The 13,783-nt window shown below is 35.2% G+C and carries 11 protein-coding genes and 1 pseudogene; 8 read left to right on the forward strand and 4 right to left on the reverse strand.

Annotated features, from left to right (window positions below; all coding sequences use genetic code 11):
* Positions 1–33: 33 nt before the first annotated feature.
* Positions 34–792, forward strand: a complete 759-nt coding sequence (locus J580_RS17455) for a hypothetical protein (protein WP_032005081.1) — start codon at positions 34–36, stop codon at positions 790–792.
* A 21-nt stretch (positions 793–813) separates the two neighbouring features.
* Here J580_RS17455 and J580_RS17460 read toward each other — a convergent pair whose 3' ends face one another.
* On the reverse strand, positions 814–1,179 hold the full coding sequence (locus J580_RS17460) for a MerR family transcriptional regulator (protein WP_032005082.1): 366 nt from the start codon (positions 1,177–1,179) through the stop codon (positions 814–816).
* A 71-nt stretch (positions 1,180–1,250) separates the two neighbouring features.
* Here J580_RS17460 and J580_RS17465 point away from each other — a divergent pair, with 71 nt between their 5' ends.
* From J580_RS17465 to J580_RS0104400, 3 genes and pseudogenes are all read left to right on the forward strand, one after another.
* On the forward strand, positions 1,251–1,898 hold the full coding sequence (locus J580_RS17465) for an RBBP9/YdeN family alpha/beta hydrolase (RefSeq protein WP_068791280.1): 648 nt from the start codon (positions 1,251–1,253) through the stop codon (positions 1,896–1,898).
* A gap of 250 nt (positions 1,899–2,148) precedes the next feature.
* Positions 2,149–2,640: a hypothetical protein gene (locus tag J580_RS17470; protein ID WP_032005084.1), complete on the forward strand. Its 492-nt coding sequence runs from the start codon at positions 2,149–2,151 to the stop codon at positions 2,638–2,640.
* A gap of 113 nt (positions 2,641–2,753) precedes the next feature.
* Positions 2,754–5,675 (forward strand): annotated as a pseudogene (locus J580_RS0104400) (histidine kinase).
* 28 nt (positions 5,676–5,703) lie between these two features.
* Here J580_RS0104400 and fadA read toward each other — a convergent pair.
* A complete protein-coding gene (gene fadA / locus J580_RS17475; RefSeq protein WP_005065826.1) occupies positions 5,704–6,876 on the reverse strand; it encodes an acetyl-CoA C-acyltransferase FadA in 1,173 nt (390 codons plus the stop codon).
* A gap of 12 nt (positions 6,877–6,888) precedes the next feature.
* The gene (gene fadB, locus J580_RS17480) at positions 6,889–9,042 is read right to left on the reverse strand and encodes a fatty acid oxidation complex subunit alpha FadB (protein ID WP_032005085.1); all 2,154 of its coding nucleotides are present in this window, start codon (positions 9,040–9,042) and stop codon (positions 6,889–6,891) included.
* 389 nt (positions 9,043–9,431) lie between these two features.
* Between fadB and J580_RS17485 the strand changes: the two genes are divergently transcribed.
* The gene (locus J580_RS17485) at positions 9,432–10,439 is read left to right on the forward strand and encodes a hypothetical protein (RefSeq protein ID WP_171071985.1); all 1,008 of its coding nucleotides are present in this window, start codon (positions 9,432–9,434) and stop codon (positions 10,437–10,439) included.
* A gap of 174 nt (positions 10,440–10,613) precedes the next feature.
* Positions 10,614–11,528, forward strand: a complete 915-nt coding sequence (gene lpxO / locus J580_RS17490; protein ID WP_000598899.1) for a lipid A hydroxylase LpxO — start codon at positions 10,614–10,616, stop codon at positions 11,526–11,528.
* Positions 11,529–11,573: 45 nt separating this feature from the next.
* Here lpxO and J580_RS17495 read toward each other — a convergent pair whose 3' ends face one another.
* The gene (locus tag J580_RS17495; protein WP_032005087.1) at positions 11,574–11,834 is read right to left on the reverse strand and encodes a hypothetical protein; all 261 of its coding nucleotides are present in this window, start codon (positions 11,832–11,834) and stop codon (positions 11,574–11,576) included.
* 364 nt (positions 11,835–12,198) lie between these two features.
* Here J580_RS17495 and J580_RS17500 point away from each other — a divergent pair, with 364 nt between their 5' ends.
* Together J580_RS17500 and J580_RS17505 are read left to right on the forward strand one after the other, a co-directional pair.
* Positions 12,199–13,026 carry a hypothetical protein gene (locus tag J580_RS17500; RefSeq protein WP_032005088.1) on the forward strand — a complete coding sequence of 276 codons (828 nt, stop codon included), beginning with the start codon at positions 12,199–12,201 and terminating at the stop codon, positions 13,024–13,026.
* A 212-nt stretch (positions 13,027–13,238) separates the two neighbouring features.
* Positions 13,239–13,769: a peptidoglycan hydrolase gene (locus J580_RS17505; protein ID WP_032005089.1), complete on the forward strand. Its 531-nt coding sequence runs from the start codon at positions 13,239–13,241 to the stop codon at positions 13,767–13,769.
* Positions 13,770–13,783: the final 14 nt, after the last annotated feature.

The raw sequence follows: 13,783 nt of genomic DNA on the forward strand, positions 1-13,783 counted from the left end.
GCAAAACTATAAGAAGGGAAATAGGAGGTGTGTATGCGCCGAGTTTTGATTGCGATTGCAAGTCTGATTGTTATCACAAGCATTGTTTTTTTCACCTATCAGCATATCAAACAACAGCAAGCCAAAGACAGTAGTCAAATGTTTGATGTCGTCATGACTGAAAAAATGAATCAGCTTTATGACCAAGCACAAGACTGGTCTAAACCCGTCCAGCTCGATATTCACGATAAGCGTTTGGCAGGACACTATAAGCAAATTTCAGAATTCCTTTTAAGTTATTGGATTCAAAATATTAATGCCCGTAATGCATACTTAAGAGAACTTAAAGCAGCCAAATGGGATACTTTTTTAAATGTGGACCGTTTAGATCTTGATAAAAAACAAAAATTTGTAGAAACCGAAAAGATGCTAGCTGATGTCCGTAAAGCGTCAGATCAGTACCAGACTGAATATGAAAAGATTCATAAAACTTTCTTAGCAAAGGTTCAAGAACTATCGGTTGATGCAGAGATGAGGCAACTTCTTGAAATGAAATTGGGAACTCAGCAAAAAGCAGATCAAGACCATGCAATTTTTATGATTGAGCTACAAATTTTAGATAAAGCTGAACAAATGTTTAAGCTTCTAAAAAATTATGAATGGCAAAAGAAAGATCAGATGATTCTTTTTCATGAAAATGCTCAGGTCAAAAAGTTTAATGGGCTTTATCAAGATGTTCTAAAGCTAAATGCAAAAATTGAAAAAATTAAGAAAAAAAATGTGGCTGCACTCGAAGGAGATTTAAAAGAATAAGCGAAGTATGAGCATCAAATATTATGATTTGGTGCTTTCGGCTTTTCCTTTAGTTAAAAAAGATTGTAATAAACTTTGAGAAGTTTGTAGTTTGTTTAACTGCTCAGACACATGCATGAGTTCAGTTTGCAGTTTTTCTTGAACCACTGAGCACAACGTAAATACGCGTTCATCTAAATCAAAACAAGGTAACAAAACCTGAATATCTTTTAGGTGCATGCCTGCATCATTTAATACTTTAATTTTCTTAATATTTTCAATATCTTTTTGCGTGTAACTTCGATAGTTATTGCTTGCCCGATGAGGTTGTATAAGCCCTAAACTCTCGTAATAACGTAGCATACGAGGGCTTACTTTTGTGAGCTCGGCAACTTTAGCTAAGTTCATAAAATGGGGTTGACCTTAACAGTGGTGTCATAGTTTAGCATGTTTTTATCTTTCAAAATGGTACTTGTTCCATGATGAGAAAACTCATTTTATTGGTGTTATTCGGATTAATGTCATTTGTTGCAAATGCCAAAACACTTGAACTTCAGGAGAAGAACATGCGTCAAATATTTGTGCTTCACGGTTATTCTGCTTCTATAAATGATCACTGGTTTCAAGATTTAAAGCATCAAATAGAAGATGAACACACTTCTGTTACCCTAATTCCATTTCCAGATTCTGAGAATCCGGACGTAGAGGCATGGCAAAAGGTTTTAGACCAACAGATCCCTAAGGTGGATGAGAATACCTATTTTGTTGCGCACAGTTTAGGGGTGATTACGTTACTGCACTTTTTGCAAAGACATGATTATCAAAATATTGGAGGGATGATTTTAGTATCTGGATTCTCTGGTCTAATTTCAGATTCTTCTGTTCTTAATAGTTATATAACGAAGAGTAAAGTCGATACAAATTACTTTAAGGACATAAAGAAAAAGCTGGTGTATTTATCGGATAATGATGATTTGGTTCCCCCAAAACTGACGATTGAATTGGCGAAAGAAATTGATGCGCCGTACATTACTGTTCCTAATGGCGGGCATTTTTTGGGGAGAGAAGGTTATACGAAATTTCCGCAATTAGTTGATTCTTTAAAAGAGATGTTAGACAGCAAATAAAACCAATAAGTTAAATTGCACTCTATAATCTGAACACTTTTCTTTTGTCCAAGTTATAGAGTGTTTTATATAAATTTCATTCTTGAATAAATAAAGTCTCTTACTATTACATTAAAAATTTTAATTATATTTACCGTTTATCTGAGCCTTACTGAATCAAATTCGACTTTGTTGTAGCCTATTTATAGATACTTTTAATTTAATCATCATCTTTTAATTGAAATAGGGTGACTGATTTTTGGAGCAAGTTATGAACTTTCTAAAACAATCAGCCTTCATTGCTGCATTTGCTTTTATGGGTTTACCGACTGTTCAAGCAGAAGAAGTGGCTACTTTACCAACAATTCGCGTTATGGCTGAATCTGAGCTACGTGAAGAGGTGGGATTTGTACCCTTCCAAGAAGATAAAAAAGTGCGTCAGGCTTTGCAACACCGTGAGTATAAAATTCATAATGATATACAGAATGCTTTAGTCCCTGAAGGCATGACTACGGTAGATTATCAGCCAGTTATGGCACAACCTGATTTGTCTCAACTTTCTCCATTCTTACAACAATACATTTTAGCGGTAGCGGGTGGAATACAGTCTTCTGATCCAACCAATGGTATCTTTGAAATGTTAAGACCTTTGAATATTAATCGCAGTAATGTCGATGCTTATCGTGAGGGTACGATGAAAGTAAACCTTAATGACCTCATAAAATTACAACAGCAAATTCAAGACGGTTTAAAAGGCCGTTAAAATAAAAATCCCCGCATTGAGCGGGGATTTTTATTTAAAAAGAATCTGTTATTTTGATCGAAAAATAAAAGATGCGGTATTATCAGGGTAACTATACTTTTAAAAATAAAGATATGAGCACTCAATTAATCGCACATTTAAAAAAGAAATGTGAAGCTGATGACAATGTAAAAATTTTACTTTCTCAGTGGGAGTTTGATCAAAAACTTGTAGGAAAAGCTTTAGAAAATATTGGGGGATTTTATCCACACTTTAGTAATCATAATGCCTCACATTCACAGCAGATTTTAGTCAATATTGAACGTATTTTAGGAAATGATATTGATTTATTAAGTGCAACTGATACTTGGTTAATTCTTGAAGCGGCATATTGGCATGATGTTGGGATGTTAATCGATGCTCAAAATGCGAAAGCAGTACATTCTAATCCTGATTTTAATTTTATGATTCAAACAATTGCCAATGAAAAGGGACATGATCTTCAAAAATTTTGTCAAGCCTATATTGAACAAAATTGGTTGTCGGCAATTGGTACTGTAGATCATCCTTTTGATGGCATTGAGCAATATCGTCAATTAGTTGCTGAGTGGTTTAGACGTGGGCATGACAAACGAGTTGGCAAAATTGTTGAAGATCCTTTTAAAGATTTAGGCATAACTTCCCCTAGAACCGAACTTTTACCTAACCGCATTTATCGTTATTTAGGACAGATTTGTGTCTCTCATGGTATGAGTTTTGATACTTTGATAGAAACATTACCTTATAAACAGACTGGTTTAGGTACAGAAAATTGTCATCCGCGATTTATAGGTTGTTTGCTTCGTTTAGGTGACTTATTTGATCTAGATGACAATCGTTTTTGCCCTGTTATGGCAAAGCACGTCAGTAATATGCCTTCAGTGAGTAAACATCATCATGATAAGCATCTATCTTTGAGAGAATTTCAACTGGATAAACGAACAGTAAAGCTTGTTGCTGAATGTCCAGATGAAATGTCTTATGTAGAGACACAAAATTGGTTTGGTTGGATACGTGAAGAATTCCAAAATCAAATGTCACAATGGAATCTGATCGTACCTAATTTAAAATTTGGTTCACTTCCAACTATCGAACAATTAGATGTAAGAATGGAGTTGAAATATGAAAATGGTTTTAAAAGGGAAAAACTACTCCTAAATAATAAGCCGATGAAGTTTAAGTTGGATGAAAAAAATGCCATGGAGTTATTACAAGGTGCAAACTTGTATAGTGATGAATTCAGTATTTATCGTGAACTTATTCAAAACTCTATTGATGCGACAATGTTAAGAATATGGCTTTAAGAGGATCAAGGAATCCTTAAAGAATTATATCCCTACCATAAGGATTTTCTAAAAATTCTAGAAAAATATCCACTTCAATTAGAAATTAATAAAGTTAAAAATATTGAAGGATCGTTGGATAGTATCTGGGAATTTCAAATTATAGATCAAGGAATTGGGATGAGTATGGTTGATCTTGGCTATATGCAAACTATGGCAGGATCAAGCAAAAATATACATAAGAAGAAAATTATAAATGAGATGCCAAAATGGATGAGACCTTCGGGGGAGTTTGGTATAGGTTTACATAGTGCATTTCTACTTACAAAAGATTTACCTGCTGAAATGCAAAGTATTAGGTTTAATACATATAGCTATTTTACACATGATAGTTTGGATGTTGAAATGTATTCACCTTTAGGAGGTAAGCAAGGTTTTTGCTTTATAACAAGAAATATAGGTCAAACCAAAAAAGTGGGTACAAATACAAGATTTTATATTAGATGTAATTTTGATTTAGAGGAAATAGAGGGAGGGAAGGATCTTAATTTAATGGATATTGAAGTATTTGAAAAAAAATGGGCAGAATATCAGAAGGAAAAAATATATAAGGAAATTTTAGAAAATGCACCAATTTATACTGTGGGATTCATAAAGGAATTGATACCAGATGTAATTTGGGATAAGGAAAAACAAGTCGCATTTTATCTAAAATCTAAAACTAATAATGATGAAGGCCGATATGCATTTCTATTCAAAGGGCAAAAAGTAGAAATAAATGACCACAGAGGTTATGGTTTGTACAGTTATAGCTATTTTGACTATATGGTTGATATATATGGTGTTAATGCTAAAGAGGTTTTAAATATAAGTAGAGATTATTGGAATTTGGATTTTGAATGTCAACATTCAGATTATCTAAAGGAATTATTTGAAAAACATATTTCTCAAACTAAAAACTTTGAAACAGATCTTCTGAAATTAACCTATGGAGCTGATTATAATATTGATTTTGAACTCTCTAAAGAATGGGAGAATCAAAGAGTAAATGGATACGAAATATTAGATATATTAAATAAAGATGGATTTTATATATTGGAAATAAGTAGTGATTCTGAAGATTATCAAACTAAAAGAGATAATATAGTGAAACTATTTAATAATTATATTATTTTGGAGAAAAAACAATATATTGAAGAATTGATGTTGTATGCTTTAGATAATTTTTGCGTTATGCAAAGATATAATATTTATACCTTGAAATTTACTAAAAGTGAAAATTATTATCCTGAAACTGTTGGTTTGAAGTTTTATAGTAAATCAATTGAACCTGATGATAAGTACAGTGATTTAGTTTGGGAAAAGGAAACTCCATATTATCCTAATGAGGAGGAGAATATATTTGAAAGTCTATGGTTGAGTTTGAGAAAACAACCTACTTATAACCTTGAAGTTACCGATGTATATAGAGAGTATCTGAGTCAAAATAATGACAAGTTGGGTTTATTAAAAAAATTCGATAAACTTTTTTTTAAGTATAAAGAGTATTGGGATGATTTAGCAATTTTATCTCCTTATCAGGTTGTTAATAATGAAATACAAATTTTGGACTTGGATAAATTAAGCGCTTATCTCGCGAATAGAAAAAATGATTTAATGAATGTAAACGAATATAAAAGATTATATGAAAATTTAATAATAGAGATTGATAAATTTAAAGAAACCCCGCAATAAGCGGGGTTCTTTTTTACGTAGTTAAAACTTAAACACGTTCGATCACTGTTGCAATACCTTGACCAAGGCCGATACACATGGTCGCAAGACCGATTTGAGTATCTTGTTGTTCCATTACGTTCAACAACGTAGTGGTGATACGTGCACCAGAACAGCCTAGTGGGTGACCCAAAGCAATCGCACCACCATTTAAGTTAATGATGTCTTGCTTGTCATAAATACCTAAGCCTTTCATTACTGATAAGCCTTGAGCAGCAAATGCTTCGTTTAACTCGATAGTTTGAATATCAGCCATCGTTAAACCAGCACGTTTAAGCGCTTTTTGAGTTGCTGGAACTGGACCGTAACCCATGATTGCTGCATCACAACCTGCAACTGCCATAGAGCGAATTACAGCGCGTGGTTTTAAACCTAACGCTTGTGCGCGTTCAGCAGACATAAGTAACATTGCAGAAGCACCATCAGATAAAGCTGAAGATGTAGCAGCCGTTACCGTACCACCTTTCGGGTCAAATACAGGACGTAATGCTTTGAACGCTTCAAGGTTTGCATCTGGACGAATTACTTCGTCGATGTCGCAAAGGATTTTAAAGCCATTAGCATCGTGGCCTTCAACACCAACGATTTCGTTTTTGAAACGACCTTCTTGAGTTGCAGCCCAAGCACGGCGGTGAGATTCAACACCAAAAGCGTCTTGCTCTTCACGGCTAATGCCATTCATACGACCTAACATTTCAGCAGTTAAGCCCATCATGTTAGATGCTTTTGCATAGTGTTTAGATGCTTCTGGGTTTAGGTCGATGCCATGCATCATACCTACGTGGCCCATGTGCTCAACACCACCAATAATGAAGATATCACCTTGGTTAGTTGCAATCTGTGCAGCAGCAGTATGAAGCGCTTGCATAGAAGAACCACAAAGACGGTTTACTGTTTGACCAGCAACAGTTTTTGGTAAGTCAGCCAATAAGCCGATGTTACGGCCAATGTTCATACCTTGTTCTAGAGTCTGGTTTACACAGCCCCAGATCAGGTCTTCAACTTCGTTTACATCAAACTGGTTACGGGCAACGAGTGCACGAACCAATTCAGCAGATAAGCTGTCAGCACGTACATTACGGAACATACCGTTTTTGGTTTTACCCATTGCAGAACGTACGCCATCAACGATGACAACGTCACGTGGATTTAAAGTAGCCATTCACGTTGCTCCTTAACCGTAGAATTTTTTGTTGTTAGCAGCCATGTCGCGCAACATTTGTGGCGCTTCATAAGCCTTACCTAAGTGTGCATATTTGTCGCAAAGTGCAACGTATTCAGCAACACCAGTCTGGTCGATATAACGACATGGACCACCACGGAATGGAGGGAAACCTACACCCATAATCATTGCCATGTCTGCTTCAGCAGCAGTTGCAACGATGTTGTCTTCTAAGCAACGAACTGTTTCGTTACAGAAAGCAAGCATCATGCGGTCAATGATTTCTTGGTTATCAAACTCGCGTTTTTCACCAGTGACGAAAGGAGCAATAATTTCATACGCTGTTGGATCAACAGTTTTTGCTTTCTTGCCTTTCTTATCGAGTTCGTATTTGTAGAAACCAACGTCATTCTTTTGACCAAGACGTTTAGCTTCGTACATTGCTTGGATTGAACCTTTGTAGTCTGGCTTCATACGGTCTGGGAAACCTTCAGCCATGACTTCTGCACCATGTACACCTGTGTCGATACCTACAACGTCGATAAGGTAAGCAGGACCCATTGGCCAGCCAAACTTAGACATTACACTGTCAACTTGCTGGAAGTCTGCGCCGTCTTTTACAAGAAGGTCAAACGCACCAAAGTAAGGGAACAATACACGATTAACCAAGAACCCTGGGCAGTCGTTTACAACGATTGGTGTTTTACCCATTTTTTGAGCAAGAACAACAGTAGTTGCAATCGCTTCTTCAGAAGTCTTTTCACCACGAATAACTTCTACAAGCGGCATCATGTGAACTGGGTTGAAGAAGTGCATACCAACGAAGTTTTCAGGACGTTGTAATGCTTTTGCTAAACGCGTGATTGAAATCGTAGAAGTATTAGAAGCAATAATCGTATTTTCACGAACATTCTTCTCAGTATCCGCAAGAACGATTTCTTTTACTTTTGGATTTTCTGTAACTGCTTCGATCACGATGTCAACTTCTTTAAACTCATCGTAGCTTAAAGTAGGACGGATACGTGCAAGCGTTTCACCCATTTGCGCAGGTTTCATTTTCTTGCGTTCAACTTGTTTAGTTAACAAGCTGTTTGCTTCTTTCATACCTAAAGCAAGTTGTGGATTACCAATATCTTTCATGATAATTGGTGTACCTTTGCTTGCCGCTTGGTAAGCAATACCACCACCCATGATACCAGCGCCAAGTACAGCTGCTTGGTTTACTGGGTGCGCACCTTTTTCATATTTTTTAGCAGTTTTCTTAACAACTTGATCATTGAGGAATAAACCAATCAATGCACCAGCTTGTGGCGTAATCGCAGCTTTTGCAAAACCTTCCGCTTCAGCTTTTAATGCTTCGTCACGCGCAAGGCTTGCACCCGCTTGTAATGAATCAAGTAATAATTTCGGAGCAGGGTATTGAGCAGGATTTGCTTTCGCTAGTACTGCACCTTTTGCAGTATTGAACGCCATCATTTGTTCAAGCGGGTTCAATTTTACAGCTTCAAGTTTTTCTTGACGTTTTGCTTTCCAGTTTAAACGACCAGAAATTGCTTGCTTAACTAAGTCAGTTGCAGCTTCAAGTAATTTATCAGCAGCTACAACCGCATCTACAGCACCATCTTTTAGAGCAGCAGCCGGTTTTTTAGGAGCAGCCATCGCCATCCATTCAACCGCGTTGTCGATACCGATCAGACGGCTTAAACGTACGCTACCGCCAAAACCTGGGTAAATACCAAGTTTAATTTCCGGTAAGCCCACTTGTGCAGCTTCTGACATCACACGATAGTCACAAACTAAACACATTTCAAAACCGCCACCTAACGCCATACCGTTAATAGCAACAACTTTTGGAATCTCTAAATCTTCAAAGCTATTGAAGATTTCGTGAACAGGCATAAGCCAGTCAACAATCGCTTTTTCGCCTTGTGCGAAGTTTTCACCAAATTCGGTAATGTCTGCCCCAACAATAAATGTCGATTTGCCTGAGGTAACAACTAAGCCTTTAATATCATTATTTGCTTTTACCGCAGCAATAGCAGCTTGGAAATCTTCAATTGTTGCACGGTTAAATTTATTGACCGACTCACCTTGTAAGTCAAAGCGGAATTCTGCAATTCCGTCCGAAAGCATTTGGACGGTAATGGCATTGCCAGCGTGGATCATGCCTGATCTCCTTAGTTTTGGAGGACTTCTAAGTTGATGTTATGAAGCGTGTGCACATCTTAGGTACACATTTATGCTTCGCTAATCTTACGATAACTATATCTAAAAAAAACCTGACAAGTTGTATCAAGCCGTGACGCAAGGGTCATCAATTATTTTTAAATAATTTTTTTAATCTATATTTATGAAAAATATATTTTTAATTGTAAAAGCTTCTTGTTAAGAAGGGACAAGATAAAGTTAGAAAATGTAGTAGACAATTAATAAATTATTTTTGGTCTAGTAATAAAAATTAATATTTTGTGTGAATTATTAGACAGACAGTATTGTCTATTTTTTTATCTTTGGATAAACTTTGTGTTATAAAAATGTTCAATAAAGTATCTATTATGTTAAAAAATAAATTTATGATTTTGGCTATCCTTCCTTTTATGTTGAGTGCATGTGGAGGCGGTGGTTCTAGTGATAATAATTCTGCAAATAACAACCAAAGTGGTACATCACAAGATTCTATTGCGGATGGTACGCGTTATTATTTTATGGATTACAATGCTAATGAAAAAACAGATGAGCTAAATAATGCTTATTTTGAAATTTTTAATAAAAAATCAATAGATGGCTCCTCTAATCAAGCTTTAAATGAGTATTTGTTAACAGAGAAAAAACTCTATTTCCCTACTGATAAAGCACTCAATGTCATGAATTTTAATTCAATGACAGATTGGAGATTAGACATCATTGGAGATGTTAAAGAGGATTGGAAATTTCAAAGAGTTGATTTATCTGATAAGAATATGTTTGATACTGTCTTGCCAGGATATCGAGCATTAGGCTTTTCAGTGAGTGATGAAAGTACGACTAATGGGCGTCTATTTCTTACTACCTATGGACAGAATAAATTCCCTCAAGGGAGTAGCTGTTATCGTTTAGTTTCAAAAAAATCTAATCAAGAAACATTTGCATTTAATATTGATCAAAACTATGAAATTAATCAAAGTTTTGATCAGTTTGATGCTGAAAATGGTCCTTATCTTAATTATTTGAATCAAACAAATCCATTTGGTTTTACTTATAAAGCAGTTAAGGGATCATGGCAAAATGTTCTATGGACAACGATTTATGATACTACTTTAGGTTTTGCTATTGGTGATGGTGTAGCGGTGCAATATCAAGGTAAGCTCTATAAAGCAAATTATACGAGTAACATTGCTTGGACTGCTGATCAAGAGATTAAGCATTGGGAAATATATTTAAAAAATACAGATGATCCTGAAGAGCTCCGTTTTGCCCAATTAACAATTGCTCAATTGAAATCTGGTTGTTATGCCTACAATGAAACCGCTGCAAAAGCACTTGTTTCTCTGACTGGATTAGATTGGAAACCATATCAAGACTAACTTTGGAAGTTGAGTTTGAGAAATCTCAAAAATGGTTATTTTTGAGATTTCTATTTAGCCAAAAAATAATACTTGCTGATCTAGGTCTGAATTTTCTTCGAGACTTTGTTATTATTCCCTCAATTTCAAATTCCTTCGAAGTATCTTTAAAGATGCTTAAATGCGAGTAACTATATGATTAAGTGGATCATATTAGCGATTTTTGTGATATCAGCATTGTATATCCAACATCGCGGCAAAGTGCGTCACTCGTTTTATCGTCAATTTTTTGACCATTCAACCTTGCTCGCACCGATTAACTTTTTAATGTACATCTTTTCAAAGGTGCCGAATCAACCTTATATCGATACACAGCATTTTAAAGATTTAAAAGTGCTGGATGAAAATTGGGAAATGATTCGAGATGAAGCGAAAGCTTTATATGACCAAGGTGGGATCAAAGCTTCAAGTACCTATAACGATTTAGGTTTTAACTCATTCTTTAAAACAGGTTGGAAGCGTTTTTACCTCAAATGGTATGAATCGAGTCATCCATCTGCTGCTGAGCTTTGCCCAAAAACTACAGCACTTCTTAAAACATTGCCGACAATTAAAGCAGCAATGTTTACCGAGCTTGCACCTGACAGCCGTTTGGTAAGACACCGTGATCCGTATGCAGGTTCTTTGCGTTATCACTTAGGTCTAATTACACCAAATGATGACCGTTGTTTTATTGATGTCGATGGCGAAAGATATTCTTGGCGTGATGGTCAAAGTGTCGTGTTTGATGAAACTTATATTCACTATGCTGAAAATAAGACTGATCAAAACCGTATTATTTTCTTTGCAGACGTTGAACGTCCAATGAAAGTAAAATGGATGGAGCGTTTCAACCATTGGTTTGGTCGTAATGTGATGACTGCGGCAAGTTCACCGAATGAAACAGGCGACCAAACAGGTGGCCTAAATAAAGCTTTTGGTTATGTCTATCAAATTCGTATTAAAGCTAAGGCTTTAAAAGCTAAGAACCGTAAGTTGTATTACTTCTTAAAATGGTTCTTGATGCTTGGGATTTTTTTCCTGATTTTTGTTCGACCATATGTATTTTAATTAAAGCGCCCGAAAGGGCGTTTTTATTTTAAATAATGATATTCATCATGCATCATTTATTGCGTATTGAATGATCTTAAATACAAGGTCTTGATTATTTAAAGAGTCATCTAAGTCTTCTATTAATTCTTTGATAATAAATACTTCAAGAAAATAGTTGTAGCACGTATCCTTGATAAAAACCTCCATCTTTTCATCGTTTGATAGAGCAATTGCTTTGGATGTAATATCCCAAGGTTGTTCAGCATAGATGGTGTGTTCATCAGAAATATGTTCAATATTTGATATCATTTCTTGTAAGGGCATGGGATATTTCAATGGAATTTAACCTGCTAGTCTAATTACCACAAAACTTTTATAAAGATTTGTGATGTTAATGATTAAGTTTTAATATTGAAGTTTTTTAGATCAATTTAGCATGAAAATTTTAGTTCTCTTTTCTAAAAGAAAAAATAAAAAAGACTATAAAATAATTTAGAAAAAAGATAATAGCAGTGGGTCATGTTATTTAATTATATGGTTTTTTTAGTCTAAGATTAAAATTTTATAAAATAGTTCTTAATAAAAACATAGTGCTTTTTATCTGAGTATTTAATTTTAGATTGATAAAAAGAGAAAATTATTGATAATTCAGATTACATTATATTAATAATTTGAATCGAGGAATAAAATGAAAAAAATATTACTTTCATGTTTATGTATATTAAGCCTTTCAGCATGTGATGATGAGACAGAGGAACAAAGTGAGCAACTTGTTGGTTTTTCTGCGAGTCAAGTCGCTGGAATTCCAATGCTTGAGAAGAATAATTATAAGATTTTAGATAATAAAATCTATATTAGCTATCCTGATGGGCGTCCATTAGGTTATGAGCTTAGTCGACATTATTTCACTGATCGGGGCGTGACCTTACAACCCATTAAAACAACAGATGGGACATGGTATTTGCTGGGTACACAAGTTCAATTTTCAGATAAAGTCTTAAACTATCAACCTGCCAATTTAGTGAAAGACGATAATTTATTTTTAAATCAAGATTTAATTAAAATTGATATTTCAGGTCAGCCTGTAACTAAATATTTAGGGCAATGGATTTTTGAATCATTACCTCTTAGTCAACAGGTGTTTTTTGAAGATTATTACAATGCATTATTGCAGCAAAATGTAGTGAATTTTCCTAAAGGCTCAACCTGTTGGATGATTAATAAGGTCTACAGCAATAAAGACTATATAGAATTTTCTAGTGATGGCACTGCACCTTTATATATTGATTCAAATCGTACCGCTCCAGTAACGGGGACGTGGCAAGGTATTACGTGGTCACGTGATGAAGCTTCATTAGCAATGAAATTTACAATAAAAGATACCGAATATTCAGGACAGTATCATCATCAATCTGGTACTGATGAATATATCCCACCTTATACTGGTAAATATTGTCACTTTGTTAGTGAAATTGCTGCGGATACTATGATTAAAACTTGGAAAGGGGAACCTTAAGCTCATTAATTGAATTTCATTTGTAATGTATATTTATATAAATATTAAAGCGCCCGAAAGGGCGTTTTTTTATGACATAGAGTATCTAATAACTTTTGTGATCTATTTCACAGTGCTGGTAATTTGTTACAACTATTAAAAGCCAATAGGTAATTTTGATTCTACAATGGCGCGGTTTTTTCGAAGACTGGTCAGCGGAAGTAGGTTTTAAAATGGCTCATGCTCATCACGCAGCTCATGCACATGTTCATCATATCGAAGAGAGAAAAGAAGACAGTTCTCAAGACGATTTAAAAACAAAAGTGATGTTAAGACAAGCAGCTTCGACGACTGAAAAATCTAAACGATCTAGAACTAAAAATCATAAAACTGAAGATCAAAATATTAACCTGCATAAGTTTTCAAGTAAGCTCGAAAGTATCTCTGCCAACCATAGTAAAGAGAAATGCGCCAAAAATATCCGTATTGCTCTACAAGCGGCTGGAGCAGATGTGTCAAAGCATCCTGTAGCTGCTTCTGATTGGGGGCAAACGTTAGAAAAGAATGGTTATAAGAAAATTAAACCTGCTTTTAACCGTCCACAAGAAGGTGACATTTACATTATTGAGCGAACAAGTGGTCACACCTATGGTCATATTGCAGGCTATACGGGCAATGGTTGGTTCTCGGATTTTCGTCAAAAAACCTATGCGGTGTATAAAGAAAAAGACGTTAAATATAGTTACTATCGTCTAGATTCTTAAGCAAGTACGACACA

Origin of the sequence: Acinetobacter sp. 1542444 (genome assembly GCF_000581835.1) — a bacterium.
Classification (GTDB): Bacteria; Pseudomonadota; Gammaproteobacteria; order Pseudomonadales; family Moraxellaceae; genus Acinetobacter; species Acinetobacter pittii.

What these genes read in the sequence shown, in the direction of transcription:
- J580_RS17495 (WP_032005087.1), bottom strand. Translation starts at nt 11,834, where the DNA reads ATGCCCTTACAAGAAATGATATCAAATATTGAACATATTTCTGATGAA.
- J580_RS17470 (WP_032005084.1), top strand. Translation starts at nt 2,149, where the DNA reads ATGAACTTTCTAAAACAATCAGCCTTCATTGCTGCATTTGCTTTTATG.
- J580_RS17485 (WP_171071985.1), top strand. Translation starts at nt 9,432, where the DNA reads ATGTTAAAAAATAAATTTATGATTTTGGCTATCCTTCCTTTTATGTTG.
- J580_RS17460 (WP_032005082.1), bottom strand. Translation starts at nt 1,179, where the DNA reads ATGAACTTAGCTAAAGTTGCCGAGCTCACAAAAGTAAGCCCTCGTATG.
- lpxO (WP_000598899.1), top strand. Translation starts at nt 10,614, where the DNA reads ATGATTAAGTGGATCATATTAGCGATTTTTGTGATATCAGCATTGTAT.
- J580_RS17455 (WP_032005081.1), top strand. Translation starts at nt 34, where the DNA reads ATGCGCCGAGTTTTGATTGCGATTGCAAGTCTGATTGTTATCACAAGC.
- fadA (WP_005065826.1), bottom strand. Translation starts at nt 6,876, where the DNA reads ATGGCTACTTTAAATCCACGTGACGTTGTCATCGTTGATGGCGTACGT.
- fadB (WP_032005085.1), bottom strand. Translation starts at nt 9,042, where the DNA reads ATGATCCACGCTGGCAATGCCATTACCGTCCAAATGCTTTCGGACGGA.
- J580_RS17465 (WP_068791280.1), top strand. Translation starts at nt 1,251, where the DNA reads ATGATGAGAAAACTCATTTTATTGGTGTTATTCGGATTAATGTCATTT.
- J580_RS17500 (WP_032005088.1), top strand. Translation starts at nt 12,199, where the DNA reads ATGAAAAAAATATTACTTTCATGTTTATGTATATTAAGCCTTTCAGCA.
- J580_RS17505 (WP_032005089.1), top strand. Translation starts at nt 13,239, where the DNA reads ATGGCTCATGCTCATCACGCAGCTCATGCACATGTTCATCATATCGAA.